At 68.8% G+C, this 15,945-nt stretch carries 17 protein-coding genes and 1 pseudogene; 4 read left to right on the top strand and 14 right to left on the bottom strand.

Going from position 1 to position 15,945, the window contains the following annotated elements:
* The 3 genes and pseudogenes from P1P70_RS08645 to P1P70_RS08635 form a co-directional block, all read right to left on the bottom strand.
* Nucleotides 1-682 (bottom strand): annotated as a pseudogene (locus P1P70_RS08645) (ATP-binding protein); the annotation flags it as partial.
* Between the two features lie 275 nt (nt 683-957).
* Nucleotides 958-1,281 (bottom strand): STAS domain-containing protein, encoded by a 324-nt coding sequence (locus P1P70_RS08640; RefSeq protein WP_033526497.1) that lies wholly within the window; start codon nt 1,279-1,281, stop codon nt 958-960.
* A 198-nt stretch (nt 1,282-1,479) separates the two neighbouring features.
* Entirely contained in the window at nt 1,480-2,328 is an 849-nt protein-coding gene (locus P1P70_RS08635) for a 3-hydroxyacyl-CoA dehydrogenase family protein (RefSeq protein ID WP_319235922.1), read from the bottom strand.
* A gap of 484 nt (nt 2,329-2,812) precedes the next feature.
* Here P1P70_RS08635 and P1P70_RS08630 point away from each other — a divergent pair, with 484 nt between their 5' ends.
* Nucleotides 2,813-3,385 carry a cob(I)yrinic acid a,c-diamide adenosyltransferase gene (locus P1P70_RS08630; RefSeq protein ID WP_319235920.1) on the top strand — a complete coding sequence of 191 codons (573 nt, stop codon included), beginning with the start codon at nt 2,813-2,815 and terminating at the stop codon, nt 3,383-3,385.
* A gap of 14 nt (nt 3,386-3,399) precedes the next feature.
* On the opposite strand, the gene P1P70_RS08625 is transcribed toward P1P70_RS08630, so the two are convergent.
* Complete coding sequence (locus P1P70_RS08625; protein WP_319235919.1) at nt 3,400-3,606, bottom strand: DUF5708 family protein; 207 nt, start codon at nt 3,604-3,606, stop codon at nt 3,400-3,402.
* Nucleotides 3,603-4,193: a hypothetical protein gene (locus P1P70_RS08620; protein WP_319235918.1), complete on the bottom strand. Its 591-nt coding sequence runs from the start codon at nt 4,191-4,193 to the stop codon at nt 3,603-3,605. The genes P1P70_RS08625 and P1P70_RS08620 overlap by 4 nt, the downstream gene beginning before the upstream one ends.
* Nucleotides 4,194-4,346: 153 nt before the next feature.
* Here P1P70_RS08620 and P1P70_RS08615 point away from each other — a divergent pair, with 153 nt between their 5' ends.
* From P1P70_RS08615 to P1P70_RS08605, 3 genes are all read left to right on the top strand, one after another.
* The gene (locus P1P70_RS08615; protein WP_319235916.1) at nt 4,347-5,534 is read left to right on the top strand and encodes a sensor histidine kinase; all 1,188 of its coding nucleotides are present in this window, start codon (nt 4,347-4,349) and stop codon (nt 5,532-5,534) included.
* Entirely contained in the window at nt 5,531-6,172 is a 642-nt protein-coding gene (locus P1P70_RS08610; protein WP_184899463.1) for a response regulator, read from the top strand. Before P1P70_RS08615 ends, P1P70_RS08610 begins: the two co-directional genes overlap by 4 nt.
* A 150-nt stretch (nt 6,173-6,322) precedes the next feature.
* On the top strand, nt 6,323-8,146 hold the full coding sequence (locus P1P70_RS08605; RefSeq protein WP_319235914.1) for a glycoside hydrolase family 18 chitinase: 1,824 nt from the start codon (nt 6,323-6,325) through the stop codon (nt 8,144-8,146).
* A 14-nt stretch (nt 8,147-8,160) separates the two neighbouring features.
* Here the strand turns inward: P1P70_RS08605 and P1P70_RS08600 are convergent, their stop codons facing one another.
* From P1P70_RS08600 to atpB, 9 genes are all read right to left on the bottom strand, one after another.
* Nucleotides 8,161-8,613, bottom strand: a complete 453-nt coding sequence (locus P1P70_RS08600) for a DUF2550 domain-containing protein (RefSeq protein WP_045558927.1) — start codon at nt 8,611-8,613, stop codon at nt 8,161-8,163.
* A 133-nt stretch (nt 8,614-8,746) separates the two neighbouring features.
* Nucleotides 8,747-9,121, bottom strand: coding sequence for a F0F1 ATP synthase subunit epsilon (locus tag P1P70_RS08595; RefSeq protein WP_319235912.1), 375 nt, complete (start codon nt 9,119-9,121; stop codon nt 8,747-8,749).
* A 131-nt stretch (nt 9,122-9,252) separates the two neighbouring features.
* A complete protein-coding gene (atpD, locus tag P1P70_RS08590; protein WP_319235910.1) occupies nt 9,253-10,689 on the bottom strand; it encodes a F0F1 ATP synthase subunit beta in 1,437 nt (478 codons plus the stop codon).
* Complete coding sequence (locus tag P1P70_RS08585) at nt 10,689-11,606, bottom strand: F0F1 ATP synthase subunit gamma (RefSeq protein WP_319235908.1); 918 nt, start codon at nt 11,604-11,606, stop codon at nt 10,689-10,691. The genes atpD and P1P70_RS08585 overlap by 1 nt, the downstream gene beginning before the upstream one ends.
* Nucleotides 11,607-11,627: 21 nt before the next feature.
* Nucleotides 11,628-13,223, bottom strand: a complete 1,596-nt coding sequence (atpA, locus tag P1P70_RS08580) for a F0F1 ATP synthase subunit alpha (RefSeq protein ID WP_319235907.1) — start codon at nt 13,221-13,223, stop codon at nt 11,628-11,630.
* Between the two features lie 134 nt (nt 13,224-13,357).
* Nucleotides 13,358-14,173, bottom strand: coding sequence for a F0F1 ATP synthase subunit delta (locus tag P1P70_RS08575; RefSeq protein WP_319235904.1), 816 nt, complete (start codon nt 14,171-14,173; stop codon nt 13,358-13,360).
* A complete protein-coding gene (locus tag P1P70_RS08570) occupies nt 14,170-14,718 on the bottom strand; it encodes a F0F1 ATP synthase subunit B (protein WP_319107705.1) in 549 nt (182 codons plus the stop codon). Before P1P70_RS08570 ends, P1P70_RS08575 begins: the two co-directional genes overlap by 4 nt.
* A 41-nt stretch (nt 14,719-14,759) precedes the next feature.
* The gene (gene atpE / locus P1P70_RS08565) at nt 14,760-14,993 is read right to left on the bottom strand and encodes an ATP synthase F0 subunit C (protein WP_037695385.1); all 234 of its coding nucleotides are present in this window, start codon (nt 14,991-14,993) and stop codon (nt 14,760-14,762) included.
* A gap of 78 nt (nt 14,994-15,071) precedes the next feature.
* Nucleotides 15,072-15,842, bottom strand: coding sequence for a F0F1 ATP synthase subunit A (gene atpB, locus P1P70_RS08560; RefSeq protein ID WP_319235925.1), 771 nt, complete (start codon nt 15,840-15,842; stop codon nt 15,072-15,074).
* Nucleotides 15,843-15,945: the final 103 nt, after the last annotated feature.

The following is a 15,945-nucleotide window of genomic DNA, read 5'->3' as shown; positions in this document are numbered from 1 at the left end:
GGGTGGCGGCGATCAGGAAGGCGCACTCGGGGGTGGCGTCGAGCAGCTCGTCGAGAGCGATCCCGCCGAATTCGAGGTCGTCCAGGACGACGACCGCGCCGATGTCCTTCACGATGTCGAGGATCTGCTGCCGGGCGGGCCGGAACAGGGGTGTGCTGTACACGGCTGCGAACAGTTCGTACAGCAGGTCGTCGACCGTGCGCCGGAAGCCGCTCAGCCGGACGACGCCGTCGGGGGCGAGATCCGCGCAGTCGTCGGCGACCGCGTCGAGGAGCGTGGTGCGACCGGAGCCCGGGGCTCCGGTGAGGCGCACGGAGCGGCCGCGCGCGAGCAGCCGGACGAGCCGAGCTCTCTCCTCGTCGCGCCGGAGCAGGGGGAGTCGGGGCAGCGAGGGGCCCGGGGGCACCGGCGGCCGGGCGGCGCGGTCGAGGACGGCGCGCTCGGCGGGTGTGTGCTTCACGGGCTGACCAGGCAGTTCGCCCGGTGGGCAGTTCTCTGTCTCGCTGCCGTCGACGGGGTTGACGGTGAGCAGGAAGTCGCCCGAGACGAGCTGGACGGTGCGGGCGAGTGCCGGGGCGTGCCGGTCGAAGTCCTGTGTCAGTGCGTCCCGTGGAGGACGCTTGCCCTGCGCCTGTCCGTCGTCATGGCCGTACTCTGCGGGTCCCCGGTTGTTCGGGTCCATCGGTCCTAGCCCCCCAAAAGCGTCTCGTGTGCTGGAGCCCCTCCCGGCCGTGTCGCACACCGCGCTGTCGCTTCTGGTCCGGAACCCGCTCGAGGGTAGCTGGCAGCGGGCAGCCGAACCCTAAACCTTCGCACAGTATCTCCGACAGTCCGGGGTCCCGCGCCGTCCGAGACATCACAGTCTCGTGAGGATTGCGAGCGTGGTGCGTTTCGCCCACATGGTCCCCACGGGTGCCCCGCACACACAGAGCCATACGTACGGGCCCGTACGCGCGTTCACACTCTGGGCAATGACTCCAGACCGATTCCGCCCTCGATCGCGAGGATGCGGTGCAGCCGGGTGGCCACGAGCAGCCGCTGCATCTGCGGCGGCACATCGCGCAGCACGAGCCGCCGTCCGCACCGTCCCGCCCGCCGGTGGGCTCCCATGATCACCCCGAGTCCGGTGGCGTCCCAGGAGTCCAGCTCTGACAGGTCGAGCACCAGGTCGCCGGCTCCGTCGTCGACGGCCGAGTGCAGGACCGTACGGGCGTCCGCCGCGCTGCGTACGTCGAGGCGGCCCCCGACGACCAGCTCGGCGTGGTCGCCCCTGATGTACATAAGCGCTCCCGTGAGTGCGTCTCGTACTCCGTGATCTGGGTGATGCAACGTCTGACGGCGTTTCACACCGTCAGGTTGCCGTCTGTGAGCGAACCGATACCGAATTCACCTCAAGGGGTGAGGCCGGAGAGGCTCATGCGTTCACATGCGTGGGAGGGGCCGCCCGTGACGTGCGGGCCGGCGTCGGCCGGCTCCGCGTCAGTAGGTGTAGAAGCCCTGCCCGCTCTTGCGTCCGATGTCACCGGCGTCCACCATCCGGCGCATCAGCTCCGGAGGGGCGAACTTCTCGTCCTGCGACTCGGTGTAGATGTTGCTCGTGGCGTGCAACAGGATGTCGACGCCCGTCAGGTCGGCCGTGGCCAGCGGCCCCATCGCGTGACCGAAGCCCAACTTGCAGGCGAGGTCGATGTCCTCGGCGGTGGCGACGCCCGACTCGTACAGCTTCGCGGCCTCGACGACGAGGGCGGAGATGAGACGGGTCGTCACGAAGCCGGCGACGTCCCGGTTGACGACGATGCAGGTCTTGCCGACCGACTCGGCGAACTCCCGTGCGGTGGCGAGCGTCTCGTCGCTGGTCTTGTAGCCGCGCACCAGTTCGCAGAGCCCCATCATCGGCACCGGCGAGAAGAAGTGGACGCCGACGACCCGCTCGGGCCGCTCGGTGGCCGCCGCGATCTTGGTGATCGGGATGGCGGAGGTGTTGGAGGCGAGCACGGTGTCCTCGCGGACGACCTTGTCGAGCGCCCGGAAGATCTCGTGCTTCACCTCCAGCTTCTCGAAGACTGCCTCGACGACGACGTCCGCGTCGGCCGCCGCGTCGAGGTCGGTGGTGGCGGTGATCCGCCCCAGCGCCGCCTCGGCGTCCCCGGCCCCCATCTTCCCCTTGCTCACGAACTTGTCGTACGACGCCTCGATGCCGCCGATGCCACGGTTCAGCGCCTCGTCGGTGACGTCACGCAGGACGACGTCCCAGCCCGCCTGCGCGGACACCTGGGCGATCCCGGACCCCATGAGTCCGGCTCCGATCACGGCGAGCTTCCGTGCCACTGTGCGACTCCCCTGGTACGCGCTGTTGATGTGTTGCCTCTCCGGCGGACACTAGCGCTCGTGAGGGGCCGTGTGACCGCTTAGTAACGCGAGTCACGTCTCAACAGACGGACATCACACCGGCAGTACTCACTCGAAGGGTCGTACGGCCTAGTTGAGCACCTGCCCGCTCAACAGGCCCTCCCCGCCACACGGGAGAAGAAGCACCGCTCGTAATACTTCGTCCGAATTGCGCCCGGGTGTGTCTCGTGCCCCATGACGGCCGTCACCGTCCGGTGGATCCAGGTGATCTGACCGGCGGTCAGCGAGGGAGGGGAGTCCGCGACGGGAGTCCCTTCCGCGGTGCGGGCACCTCACCGGACAACCGGACAGGCCGGCGGCCCACGGCTCACCGCTGTCCCGGCAGCCCTCTCCCCCACGACGTCCCCCGTGACGGTGGGCACACGGGTCTTCCGGACGGCCCGGGCGTAACTACGCTGGTCGCATGGTCAATCTGACGCGCATCTACACCAGGACCGGCGACCAGGGCACCACCAACCTCGGCGACATGAGCCGGGTGCCCAAGACCGATCCGCGGATCTCGGCGTACGCCGACGCCAACGAGGCCAACGCGGCCATCGGGACGGCGATCGCGCTGGGCGGGCTGGACGAGGAGATCGTCAAGGTCCTCGTGCGGGTGCAGAACGATCTGTTCGACGTGGGCGCCGACCTCTCCACCCCCGTCGTCGAGAACCCCGAGTTCCCGCCCCTGCGGGTCGAGCAGTTCTACGTCGACAAGCTGGAGGCCGACTGCGACCGCTTCAACGCTGAGCTGGAGAAGCTGCGCTCCTTCATCCTGCCCGGCGGCACCCCCGGCGCGGCCCTGCTGCACCATGCCTGCACGGTGGTCCGGCGCGCCGAGCGCTCGACCTGGGCCGCCCTGGAGCAGCACGCCGACGCGATGAACCCCCTCACGGCGACCTACCTCAACCGCCTCTCCGACCTCCTGTTCATCCTCGCGAGGACGGCGAACAAGGAGGTCGGGGACGTGCTGTGGGTCCCGGGCGGGGAGCGGTAGCCGCCGCGCCGGGGCTAGCCGCCCGGCGTGCCGCGAACCCGCTGGTAGAAGCCCGTCGCGACGAGGACCGCACCCACGCACATCATCACCACGCCCACCTTGGTCAGGGTGACGACCGGTACCTCCACCCCGTCCGTGAACAGCCACAGCACCAGGCCGATCACGAAGGTGCCGGCCCCTTCCCACACGTTCCTCGATGCCCCGACCGCCGTCCCGCTCATCGTCCGGCCCTCTCCTTCGCGTACCCGGAGTCCCGGCCCCCGCTCTTCGGGGCGTCCGGCTCCTTCTTCGGCCAGATCGTGTAGGCGAGGGCGACCAGACCGTGGATGCCGGCGGCCCGGAGGGCGATCCACTGGAACGACCTCAGCGAATCGACGTTCCCGTCGTCGCCGACGTACCAGACGGCCAGCTGGAGCAGGGCCAGCGCCACCCCGGTCGCCACCAGTGTCCGGGTCCAGAGCCTGCCCTCGTGGCGGGCCCTGGCCGCGCCGTACTTCGGCGGCCCCGCCGGCTTCGGCCCGCCGCCCAGGCGATGCGCCGCGTGGCCGTCCAGCCACTTGATCATGTAGTGGCCGTAGCCCACGGTGAAGCCGATGTAGAGCGCGGCCACCCCGTGCTCCCAGCTCGGCTCGGCGCCGTTCTTCAGGTCGATCGCGGTCACGACGAACAGCACCAGCTCCAGCACGGGCTCGCAGAGCAGCAGCACGACACTGGCCCGGCGCTTCTTCAGTAGGTAGCGGACGGTCAGGGCCAGGGCCAGCAGCACCCAGAAGCCGACCTCGCAGGCGATGATCAACGCGACGATCACGATTCGCTCCTCTCGTTCACCCTTCCAGGCTCCCGGCGGGCGGCCCCGGATTCGTCGTCGCCGGTGACGAAGTCGCGGTACATCGAAAGATGCAGTCCAGGACCGTTCGCGGGCACCAGGCGCCGGGCCCCTGTCCCGTGTTGGATGGAGGGCATGGCCTTCACACCGCCCCGCCCGCACCGCGTGGACCTGTGCATCGCCGCTGCCGGACTCCTCGGCGGTCTGCTGCTGTGGGGCCTGGGCCTCGACACCCGCACTCCCCAGGACGGCCTCGTGGTGCTGGAGAGCCCCTGGTGGGTTTTGCCGCCCCTCGTCATGACAGCCGGCTGCGAGGCGCTGCGCCGCGCCATGCCCCGCACGGCCCTGCTGGTGGGATGGGCCGCGCTGACGCTGGACACCATCACCCAGGGCAGCCTGATCACGGTCCTGATGTTCACGGACCTGGTCTACGCGGCCGTGCTGTACGGCCCGCCCACCACGGCCCGCCGGGTGCCGTGGGTCTCCGGACTGGTGACCATCACCTTCACCGTGGTCCCGATCGCGGCCTTCCGGAAACCGGAGGCGCTGCTGATCGGGGTGGTCGTCGGCCTGGTCTCCCTCATGCCCGCCGCCACCGGCTGGATCGTGCGCAACCACCGCGACGCCGCCGAGGCGGCCCGGCTGCGCGCCGAGCAGACGGCCCTGCTGGCGGAGATGGACCGGGCCCAGGCCGTCGTCTCCGAACGGGCGCGGATGGCGCGGGAGTTGCACGACATGGTCGCCAACCACCTCTCGGCGATCGCGATCCACTCCACGGCCGCGCTCTCCCTCGACGACCCCGACACCTCCAAGGAGGCCCTCGGGGTCATCCGCGAGAACAGCGTGGCGGGGCTGGCGGAGATGCGCCGGCTGATCGGCATCCTGCGGGATTCGAGCGACGACACCGAGCCGTCCGTCGCACCCACACTCGACGGCCTCGAATCCCTCGTCGCGGGCGCCCGCACCAACGGTCTCGACGTGACCCTGGACGCCGACCACGCCGACACCCTCCCCGCCCCCGTCGAGCTGGCGGCCTACCGCATCGTCCAGGAGTCGCTCACCAACGCCCTCAAACACGCCTCCCCCGGCCGGGTCTCCGTGGTGCTGCGACAACCGGACGGCTCCCTCGACATCTTGGTGACCAGCCCGTACGGCGACCGCGACGGGCCGAGTGCACCCGGTTCCGGTGCCGGTCTGGTCGGGATGCGGGAGCGGGTCGCTCTGCTGGGCGGCACCTTCGAGGCAGGCCCCGAAAGCTCGGGACACGGCAAGATCTGGAGCGTCCGCGCCGCCCTCCCCGTCCCCCAAGGAGAACCCGCATGATCCGTGTGCTCGTCGCCGAGGACCAGTCCGCCGTACGGGCCGGGCTCGTCCTCATCCTGCGCAGCGCGCCGGACATCGAGGTGGTCGGGGAGGCGGCGGACGGCGAGCGGGCGGTGGCGCTCGCGCGGGAACTGCGTCCGGACCTGGTGCTGATGGACGTGCAGATGCCGCGCCTGGACGGGGTGTCGGCGACCCGGCAGGTGGTCGCCGAGGGGCTGGCCGACGTCCTCGTGCTGACCACCTTCGACCTCGACGAGTACGTGTTCGGGGCGTTGCGGGCCGGGGCCGCCGGGTTCCTGCTGAAGAACACGGAGGCGAGGGACCTCATCGAGGCCGTACGGGCGGTGGGGCGCGGCGAGGGCCTGATCGCCCCGGCGGTCACCCGGCGGCTGATCGCGGAGTTCGCCGCCAAGCCCGTACGGGAGCCCGCGGTCGATCCGTCCGTCCTCGACTCCCTCACCCGGCGGGAGCGGGAGGTCCTCTCCTGCCTGGGCGAAGGGCTGTCGAACGCGGAGATCGCCGGGCGGCTGGACATGGCCGAGGCGACGGTGAAGACGCACGTCAGCCGGCTGCTGGGGAAGCTCGACCTGCGCAGCCGCGTGCAAGCGGCGGTACTGGCGCAGGAGTTGGGTGTCTGACCTCGGTCGGCCCCACCCGGGGTGTCCGGCGTGAGCGCAGTGGTCCAGACCCATTGACCTCTGGTCCAGACCTTTCTATTCTCGGCCCACTGCGCCACGTCATGCTCATGCAATGAGACACCCCACACGTAGAAAGACGAGGAGGCGCACATGCGCTTCAGGCACAGAGCCATAGCGGGTCTCGCGACCCTGCTCCTCCCCCTCGCCGGCCTGGTCGGTCTCGCCACCCCCGCGCAGGCGGCCACGGAGGCGACCGCCACCTACGCCAAGCCCCAGGACTGGGGCTCCGGCTTCGAAGGCAAGTGGACGGTGAAGAACACCGGGACCACGACCATCAGCTCCTGGACCGTCGAGTGGGACTTCCCCTCCGGCACGTCGGTCACCTCCGCCTGGGACGCGGACGTCACCTCCTCCGGCACCCGCTGGACCGCGAAGAACAAGTCCTGGAACGGCACCCTCGCCCCCGGCGCCTCCGTCTCCTTCGGTTTCAACGGGAGCGGCTCAGGCTCCCCGGCCAACTGCAAGCTCAACGGCGCCAGTTGCGACGGCGGCCCCACCGTCCCCGGCGACGCGGCACCCTCCGCCCCCGGCACCCCGACCACCTCGGACGTCACCGACACCTCGGTGAAACTGAGCTGGCGCGCCGCCACCGACGACAAGGGCGTCAAGAACTACGACGTCCTGCGCGGCGGCACCAAGGTCGCCACCGTCACCGGCACCACCTACACGGACACCGGCCTCACCGCCGGCACCGACTACTCCTACACCGTCCAGGCCCGTGACACCGCCGACCAGACCGGCCCGGTCAGCGGCGCGGCGGCCGTCCGGACCACCGGGGGCGGCACGAACCCGAACCCGGGCTCGAAGATCAACCTCGGCTACTTCACCGAGTGGGGCGTCTACGGCCGCAACTACCACGTCAAGAACCTGGTGACCTCGGGCTCGGCATCCAAGATCACCCACATCAACTACGCGTTCGGCAACGTCAAGAACGGCCAGTGCACGGTCGACGACACCTACGCCGCCTACGACAAGGCGTACACCGCCGACCAGTCCGTCAGCGGCGTCGCCGACACCTGGGACCAGCCGCTGCGCGGCAACTTCAACCAGCTCCGCCAGCTCAAGGCCAAGTACCCGCACATCAAGGTGCTGTACTCCTTCGGCGGCTGGACCTACTCCGGCGGCTTCGGCCAGGCCGCGCAGAACCCGTCCGCGTTCGCCAAGTCCTGCAAGGCCGTGGTCGAGGACCCGCGCTGGGCCGACGTCTTCGACGGCATCGACATCGACTGGGAGTACCCGAACGCCTGCGGTCTGACCTGCGACACCTCGGGCCCGGCGGCCTTCAGGAACCTCTCCCAGGCACTGCGTGCCGAGTTCGGCGCGAACTACCTGGTCACCGCCGCCATCACCGCCGACGGCTCCTCCGGCGGCAAGATCGACGCGGCCGACTACGGCGGCGCCGCGACCCATCTGAACTGGTACAACGTGATGACGTATGACTACTTCGGCGCCTTCGACAAGGACGGCCCGACCGCCCCGCACTCCCCGCTGACCTCGTACTCCGGGATCCCCCAGGCCGGCTTCAACTCCGCCGACGCGATCGCCAAGCTGAAGTCGAAGGGCGTCCCGTCCGCCAAGCTGCTGCTCGGCATCGGCTTCTACGGACGCGGCTGGACCGGCGTCACCCAGTCCGCCCCCGGCGGCACGGCGACCGGTGCGGCCCCCGGCACCTACGAGGCGGGCATCGAGGACTACAAGATCCTGAAGAACTCCTGCCCGGTCACCGGCACGATCGCCGGCACGGCGTACGCCCACTGCGGCAGCAACTGGTGGAGCTACGACACCCCGTCCACCATCGCCGGAAAGATGACCTGGGCGAAGAACCAGGGCCTGGGCGGCGCGTTCTTCTGGGAGTTCAGCGGAGACACGACCAACGGAGAGCTGGTGAACGCGATCAACAACGGCCTCAAGTAGTACCAGGAGTGCTACTAAGCGACATTGACACGCTGACCGGGCGGGGCTGCCTCCAGCCACGCGAGGAAACCGGTCAGCGCGTCCTCGCTCATCGCCAGTTCCAGCCGGTTCCCGCGGTGCAGACACGCGAGGATCACGGCGTCGGAGAGGAGCGCCAGCTCCTCCTCACCCTCGGGGGTGCGGCGTCCGGCCACCTCGATCGAGGCACGCTCCAGGACGCGGCGGGGGCGGGGCGAGTACGAGAAGACGCGGTACCACTCGATGCGGTCGCCGTTGTATCGGGCGACGCCGTACCCCCAGCCCTTGCCGTTCTCGTCGGTGCCGGGTTTCTCCGGGGCGTCCCAGCGGAGGCTGCAGTCGAAGGTGCCCCCGGAGCGCTGGATGAGGCGTCGGCGCAGTCCGAAGACGAAGAGCCCGACCACCACGAGCGCGATCACCGAACCGCACACAGTCAGAGCGAGGACCATCGACACCGACCTCCTCGTCTCCTAGGTAACGGAACGTAAAAAACACCCATATTCGCCTCAGCCGCGGCCGGGTCGGGATGAGGACATCCAGACCCAGCCGCGGCTGAGGTACAGCATCACACGGCGTCTGCGCTCAGCGCGCACCCGCCGTACGCAGTCGTACATCCGCGCGGCGCTCGGCGGCGGCATCGCCCTCCGCCTTCGCGCGCTCCAGCTCCCGCTGGGCGCCCTGGACATCGATCTCGTCGGCCAGCTCGGCGACCTCGGCCAGCAGGGACAGCTTGTTGTCCGCGAACGAGATGAAACCGCCGTGCACGGCGACGACGACAGTGCCGCCGTCGCTCGTACGGATGGTCACCGGGCCCGACTCCAGCACACCGAGCAGCGGCTGGTGACCGGGCATGACGCCGATGTCGCCGGACGTGGTACGCGCGACGACCAGAGTGGCCTCGCCCGACCAGACCTCTCGGTCGGCCGCGACCAGCGCGACGTGCAGCTCAGCAGCCAAGGTGGCTCCTCGGGTCACCACCCGACGCCTCCGCCGGGTGTTGGGTTCAATTCTAGAGGGAGTGCAGAGGGGGGCGGGACGCACCCCATGAGGTGTGGCCTCGCCCCCCACTGATCACGACGTGCCTGACGTCAGCTGACGCCGAGGTCCTTCGCGTTCTTCTTCAGGTCCTCGATACCACCGCAGAGGAAGAAGGCCTGCTCCGGGAAGTGGTCGTACTCACCGTCGATGATCGCGTTGAACGCGGTGATCGACTCGTCCAGCGGCACGTCCGACCCGTCGACGCCGGTGAACTGCTTGGCGACGTGGGTGTTCTGCGAGAGGAAGCGCTCCACACGACGGGCACGGTGGACGGTGAGCTTGTCCTCCTCGCCGAGCTCGTCGATACCGAGGATCGCGATGATGTCCTGGAGGTCCTTGTACTTCTGCAGGACCGTCTTGACGCGCATCGCGGTGTTGTAGTGGTCCGCCGCGATGTAGCGGGGGTCCAGGATGCGGGACGTGGAGTCCAGCGGGTCCACGGCCGGGTAGATGCCCTTCTCGGAGATCGGACGGGAGAGAACCGTCGTCGCGTCGAGGTGGGCGAAGGTGGTGGCCGGGGCCGGGTCGGTCAGGTCGTCCGCGGGGACGTAGATCGCCTGCATCGAGGTGATCGAGTGACCACGGGTCGAGGTGATGCGCTCCTGGAGGAGACCCATCTCGTCGGCCAGGTTCGGCTGGTAGCCCACCGCGGAGGGCATACGGCCGAGCAGGGTCGACACCTCGGAACCGGCCTGGGTGAAGCGGAAGATGTTGTCGATGAAGAACAGCACGTCCTGCTTCTGCACATCGCGGAAGTACTCCGCCATGGTCAGACCGGCGAGGGCCACCCGCAGACGGGTGCCCGGGGGCTCGTCCATCTGGCCGAAGACCAGCGCGGTCTTGTCGATGACGCCCGACTCGGCCATCTCCTCGATGAGGTCGTTGCCCTCACGGGTGCGCTCACCGACACCGGCGAACACGGAGACACCGTCGTGGTTGTTGGCGACGCGGTAGATCATCTCCTGGATGAGCACCGTCTTGCCGACGCCGGCACCACCGAACAGACCGATCTTTCCACCCTTGACGTACGGGGTGAGAAGGTCGATGACCTTGACGCCGGTCTCGAACATCTCGGTCTTCGACTCGAGCTCGTCGAAGTTCGGGGCCTTGCGGTGGATGCCCCAGCGCTCGCCCGTGTACTGCTCGTCGACGTTCAGCACCTCACCGAGGGTGTTGAACACCTTGCCCTTGGTGAAGTCGCCGACCGGCACCGTGATGGAGGCACCGGAGTCGGTGACCGGGGCCTGGCGGACCAGACCGTCGGTGGGCTGCATGGAGATGGTGCGGACCAGGCCGTCACCCAGGTGCTGGGCGACTTCCAGGGTCAGCGTCTTCTTCTCGCCGTCCTGGGCCGGGTCGGCCACCTCGACGTGAAGGGCGTTGTAGATCTCCGGCATGGCGTCGACGGGGAATTCCACGTCGACGACCGGGCCGATGACCCGGGCGACGCGGCCCGTGGCAGCGGCCGTCTCAACTGTCGTCGTCATTACCTGTCACTCCCCGCGGTCGCGTCGGCCAGGGCTGCGGAGCCACCGACGATCTCGCTGATTTCCTGGGTGATTTCGGCCTGGCGGGCCGCGTTGGCAAGGCGGGAGAGCGTGTTGATCAGCTCGCCCGCGTTGTCGGTCGCCGACTTCATCGCGCGGCGCGTGGCGGCGTGCTTGGAGGCAGCCGACTGCAGCATCGCGTTGTAGATACGGCTCTCGACATAGCGCGGCAGCAGGGCGTCGAGGACGTCCTCCGCCGACGGCTCGAAGTCGTACAGCGGAAGGATCTCGCCCTTCGGCGCCGCCTCCTTCGCCACCTCGTCGAGGCTGAGCGGCAGCAGACGGGCGTCGAGCGCCGACTGCGTCATCATCGAGACGAACTCGGTGAAGACGATGTGGAGTTCGTCCACGCCGCCGTCAGCCGTGTCCTTCTCGATGGCCTCGATCAGCGGACCCGCGACCTTCTTGGCGTCCGCGTAGGTGGGCTCGTCGGTGAAGCCCGACCACGACTCCACGACCTTGCGCTCGCGGAAGTTGTAGTGGGCCAGACCGCGGCGGCCGACGATGTACGTGTCGACCTCCTTGCCCTCCGCCTGGAGGCGCGCCGTCAGCTGCTCGGCGACCTTGATGGCGTTGGAGTTGAAGGCGCCGGCCAGTCCGCGGTCGCTCGTGAGGAGCAGCACCGCGGAACGGGTCGCCGTCTCCGCCTCCGTGGTCAGCGGGTGCTTGGTGTTCGAACCGGTACCGACCGCCGTGACCGCGCGGGTGAGCTCGGCCGCGTACGGCGCGGAGGCCGCCACCTTGCGCTGCGCCTTGACGACACGCGAGGCGGCGATCATCTCCATCGCCTTGGTGATCTTCTTGGTCGCGGTGACGGATCGGATGCGACGCTTGTAGACCCGGAGCTGGGCTCCCATGAGTCAGGTCCCTTCCTTACGTCACTTGGAGACGTTGACGGCCGGGGCGTCCTCGCCGAGCAGCTTGCCGTCCGAGGTCTCGAACTGCTTCTTGAACTCGGCGATCGCGTCGGCGACAGCGGTGAGGGTGTCGTCCGACATCTTGCCGCCCTCCTTGATGGAGGTCATGAGGCCCTGCTCCTTGCGGTGCAGGTACTCAAGCAGCTCCTTCTCGAAGCGGCGCACGTCGGCGACCGGAACGTCGTCCATCTTGCCGGTGGTACCGGCCCACACGGAGACGACCTGGTCCTCGGTCGGCATCGGCTGGTACTGCGGCTGCTTGAGCAGCTCGACCAGACGCTGACCACGCTCCAGCTGCGACTTCGACGCGGCGTCCAGGTCGGAACCGAAGGCGGCGAACGCCTCCAGCTCACGGTACTGGGCGAGGTCGAGGCGCAGACGGCCGGAGACCTGCTTCATCGCCTTGTGCTGCGCGGAACCACCGACTCGGGAGACGGAGATACCGACGTTCAGCGCGGGGCGCTGACCGGCGTTGAAGAGGTCCGACTCCAGGAAGCACTGGCCGTCGGTGATGGAGATGACGTTGGTCGGGATGAACGCCGAGACGTCGTTGGCCTTCGTCTCGACGATCGGCAGACCGGTCATCGAGCCCGCGCCGAGGTCGTCGGAGAGCTTCGCGCAGCGCTCCAGCAGACGGGAGTGCAGGTAGAAGACGTCACCCGGGTAGGCCTCACGGCCCGGCGGGCGGCGCAGCAGCAGCGACACGGCGCGGTAGGCGTCGGCCTGCTTCGAGAGGTCGTCGAAGATGATGAGGACGTGCTTGCCCTCGTACATCCACTGCTGACCGATGGCCGAACCGGTGTACGGCGCCAGGTACTTGAAGCCGGCCGGGTCGGACGCCGGGGCGGCGACGATGGTCGTGTACTCCAGCGCGCCGGCCTCTTCGAGGGCGCCACGCACGGAGGCGATGGTCGAGCCCTTCTGGCCGATGGCGACGTAGACGCAGCGGACCTGCTTGTTCACGTCACCGGAGCGCCAGTTGTCGCGCTGGTTGATGATCGTGTCGACGGCCAGGGCGGTCTTGCCGGTCTGGCGGTCGCCGATGATCAGCTGACGCTGGCCGCGGCCGACCGGGGTCATGGCGTCGACGGCCTTGTAGCCGGTCTCCATCGGCTCGTGCACCGACTTACGGGCCATGACACCGGGAGCCTGCAGCTCCAGGGCACGGCGGCCGGACGTCTCGATCTCGCCGAGGCCGTCGATCGGGTTGCCGAGCGGGTCGACGACGCGGCCGAGGTAGCCCTCGCCCACGGCGACCGACAGGACCTCACCGGTACGGGTGACCGGCTGACCCTCCTCGATGCCGCTGAACTCACCGAGGACGATGGCGCCGATCTCGCGCTCTTCCAGGTTGAGCGCGAGGCCGAGGGTGCCGTCCTCGAACTTCAGCAGTTCGTTGGCCATGGCCGAGGGAAGACCCTCGACCTTCGCGATGCCGTCGCCGGCAAGGGTGACCGTACCGACCTCCTCGCGCGAGGCCGCGTCCGGCTTGTACGACTGGACGAAGTTCTCCAGCGCGTCCCGGATCTCCTCCGGCCGGATCGTGAGCTCCGCCATCTGGGTTCCCTGCTCTCCTTGTTGGGCCCGAAGTTTCACTTGGGGGGATGGGGACTCCCCCCTGAATGAGGTGAATCCTCTGCACGGCCCAACCGGGCCGCAGACATACGTACGTACTGCTATGAAGTTTGGTGCTAGCTCGCCAGGCGGCGGCCGGCGTCCTCGAGTCGGTCCGCGATCGAGCCGTTGATGATCTCGTCACCGACCTGCACCCGGATCCCGCCGAGGACGCCGGGGTCCACGTCGAGGTTGAGGTGCATCGGACGGCCGTAGAGCTTCGCCAGGGCGGCGCCGAGGCGTCGCTTCTGCGGGTCGCTCAGCGGGACCGCCGAGGTGACGACGGCGACCATGCGGTCCCGGCGCTCGGCGGCGAGCTTGGACAGGGACTCGAGTCCCGCTTCCAGGCTACGTCCACGCGGCGCGGTCACGAGGCGCGTCACCAGACGCTCGGTGGTGGCCTTGGCGCGGCCGCCGAGCAGGCTGCGCAGCAGCTCGCTCTTGGCCTGGCCGCTCGCGGCACGGTCGGTCAGCGCGGACCGCAGCTCGGTGTTCGAGGCGACGATCCGGCCGAAGCGGAACAGCTCGTCCTCGACGTCGTCGAGCGTGGCCGACTGCTGCGCGGCCGTGAGGTCGGCGACGTCGGCCAGCTGCTCCAGCGCGTCCACCAGGTCGCGGGGCTGCGACCAGCGGGAGCGCACCAGACCGGACACCAGGTCGGCGGTGGTCGTACCGACCTGGCCGCCGAGGATGCGGCCGACCAGCTCGGCCTTGGCCTCGCCGGACTGCGCCGGGTCGGTGAGGACCCGACGCAGCGACACCTCGCGGTGGAGCAGAGCGGTGACGGCGGCCAGCTCGTCGGCGAGCCGCGCCGCGTCCACGGACGTGGAGTCCGTCAGCGCGTCGAGGCGCTCACGTGCGGCTGCCAGGGCCTCGCGGCTCGCTCCGTTCATCGCGTGGCCTCGGCCTTCTCCTCGAGGTCGTCGAGGAAGCGGTCGATCACACGGCTCTGCCGGGCGTGGTCCTCAAGGGACTCACCGACGAGCTTGCCGGCCAGGTCGGTGGCGAGCTTGCCCACGTCCTGACGCAGCGCCGAAGCGGCGGCCTTGCGGTCGGCCTCGAGCTGCGAGTGACCGGCGGCGACGATCTCCTCGCGCTGCCGCTGGCCCTCGGCCCGCATCTCGGCGATGAGCGTGGCGCCCTGCTCCTGCGCCTCCTGGCGCAGCCGCGCGGCCTCGTGCCGAGCCTCGGCGAGCTGGGCCTTGTACTGCTCCAGCACGCTCTGGGCCTCGACCTTCATGCGGTCGGCCTCTTCGATACCGCCCTCGATCGCGTCGCGGCGCTCTTCCAGAACCTTGTTGATGTTCGGAAGCGCCTTCTTCCAGAAGAAGAAGAACACGATGGCGAAGGCGATGGCGCCCACGAGCAGCTCGGGGCCCGGCGGGATGAGCGGGTTCTGCTCTTCCCCGGCCGCCAGCTGTACCAGGTTGGCGATCACATCAGTGCCTCTCGTTGAAAGGTTCGCTCGTCAGGGCTCGATCATCCGTAGACGAACGGCATGACGATGCCGATGAGGGCGAGCGCCTCACAGAAGGCGAAGCCGAGGATCTGGTTGGCACGGATCAGGCCGGCGGCCTCGGGCTGACGGGCCAGGGCCTGGGTGCCGTTGCCGAAGATGATGCCGACGCCGACGCCGGGGCCGATGGCGGCGAGGCCGTAGCCGACAGCACCGATGTTGCCTTCGAGGGCGGCAAGGGTCTCCATGGCAGCCATGCTGATTCTTCCTTCTCTTTCATGGACCGGCGGGGGTTGGCCACCGGACGTTCTGGGGGGCTTGTGAAGCGGCGTGACTCAGTGGTGCTCGGCGAGCGCGCCCTGGATGTAGGAGCAGGCGAGGAGCACGAAGACGTACGCCTGGACGGCCTGCACGAAGAGCTCGAAGAGGATCATGACGATGGTCATGATGAAGGAGACACCGGCCGCCGGGATCATCCAGCTGTTCAGCAGGTACCAGGAGGCGACGGTGAACATGACCAGCATCAGGTGGCCGGCGAACATGTTGGCGAACAGTCGCACCGCGTGCGTGAACGGGCGGACCAGCAGGTTCGAGAAGAACTCGATGACCACCACGAGCGGCAGCACCGGGCCGAGCGACTTGTCGTAGCCGGTGACGTTCTTGAAGAAGCCGACGAAGCCGTGCTTCTTGAAGGTCAGCGAGACCCAGACCACGTAGACGATCAGGGCGAGGACCATCGGGTAGGCGATGATCGACGACACCGGGAACTGGGCCAGCGGAATCACGGACCAGATGTTCATGAGCCAGATGAAGAAGAACAGCGAGACCATCAGCGGGACGTACTTCTCGCCCTCCTTCCGGCCCAGCGTCTCGTAGACGATGCCACGGCGTACGAAGTCGTAGCCCGCCTCACCGATCATCTGCAGCTTGCCCGGGACGACCTTCGCCTTGCCGAAGGCGAGGGTGAAGAACGTGATCACCAGGAGAGTGGTGACGAGGGCGAGCAGCATCACCTTGTTGAACTCGAACCCGCCGACCGTGGCGATCGGCTTGAAGAGGAACGAGTGCAGGCCCGGAGCCGGGAAGCCACAGCCGTTGTCGGACATGATCCGACAGCTCCAGTCAAAGGCGAGCTGGGTCTGGTCAGCACTCACCACGGGCTCCTTCGGCGTGACGCATGGGTACGGCAACCTCGTTGTGTCGGCGCGG

It is taken from the genome of Streptomyces sp. MB09-02B, from assembly GCF_033794485.1.
Taxonomy (GTDB): Bacteria; Actinomycetota; Actinomycetes; order Streptomycetales; family Streptomycetaceae; genus Streptomyces.
The sequence above is the reverse complement of the archived record's forward strand: the minus strand, read 5'-3'. Positions and strand labels throughout refer to the sequence as shown.

Excerpts from the sequence above, each read along its gene's own strand:
- P1P70_RS08615 (WP_319235916.1), top strand. The coding sequence starts at position 4,347 with ATGGCCTTCACACCGCCCCGCCCGCACCGCGTGGACCTGTGCATCGCC.
- P1P70_RS08610 (WP_184899463.1), top strand. The coding sequence starts at position 5,531 with ATGATCCGTGTGCTCGTCGCCGAGGACCAGTCCGCCGTACGGGCCGGG.
- P1P70_RS08600 (WP_045558927.1), bottom strand. The coding sequence starts at position 8,613 with ATGGTCCTCGCTCTGACTGTGTGCGGTTCGGTGATCGCGCTCGTGGTG.
- P1P70_RS08625 (WP_319235919.1), bottom strand. The coding sequence starts at position 3,606 with ATGAGCGGGACGGCGGTCGGGGCATCGAGGAACGTGTGGGAAGGGGCC.
- atpB (WP_319235925.1), bottom strand. The coding sequence starts at position 15,842 with ATGTCCGACAACGGCTGTGGCTTCCCGGCTCCGGGCCTGCACTCGTTC.
- P1P70_RS08575 (WP_319235904.1), bottom strand. The coding sequence starts at position 14,173 with ATGAACGGAGCGAGCCGCGAGGCCCTGGCAGCCGCACGTGAGCGCCTC.
- atpD (WP_319235910.1), bottom strand. The coding sequence starts at position 10,689 with ATGACGACGACAGTTGAGACGGCCGCTGCCACGGGCCGCGTCGCCCGG.
- P1P70_RS08630 (WP_319235920.1), top strand. The coding sequence starts at position 2,813 with ATGGTCAATCTGACGCGCATCTACACCAGGACCGGCGACCAGGGCACC.
- P1P70_RS08605 (WP_319235914.1), top strand. The coding sequence starts at position 6,323 with ATGCGCTTCAGGCACAGAGCCATAGCGGGTCTCGCGACCCTGCTCCTC.
- P1P70_RS08640 (WP_033526497.1), bottom strand. The coding sequence starts at position 1,281 with ATGTACATCAGGGGCGACCACGCCGAGCTGGTCGTCGGGGGCCGCCTC.
- P1P70_RS08585 (WP_319235908.1), bottom strand. The coding sequence starts at position 11,606 with ATGGGAGCCCAGCTCCGGGTCTACAAGCGTCGCATCCGATCCGTCACC.
- atpE (WP_037695385.1), bottom strand. The coding sequence starts at position 14,993 with ATGGCTGCCATGGAGACCCTTGCCGCCCTCGAAGGCAACATCGGTGCT.
- atpA (WP_319235907.1), bottom strand. The coding sequence starts at position 13,223 with ATGGCGGAGCTCACGATCCGGCCGGAGGAGATCCGGGACGCGCTGGAG.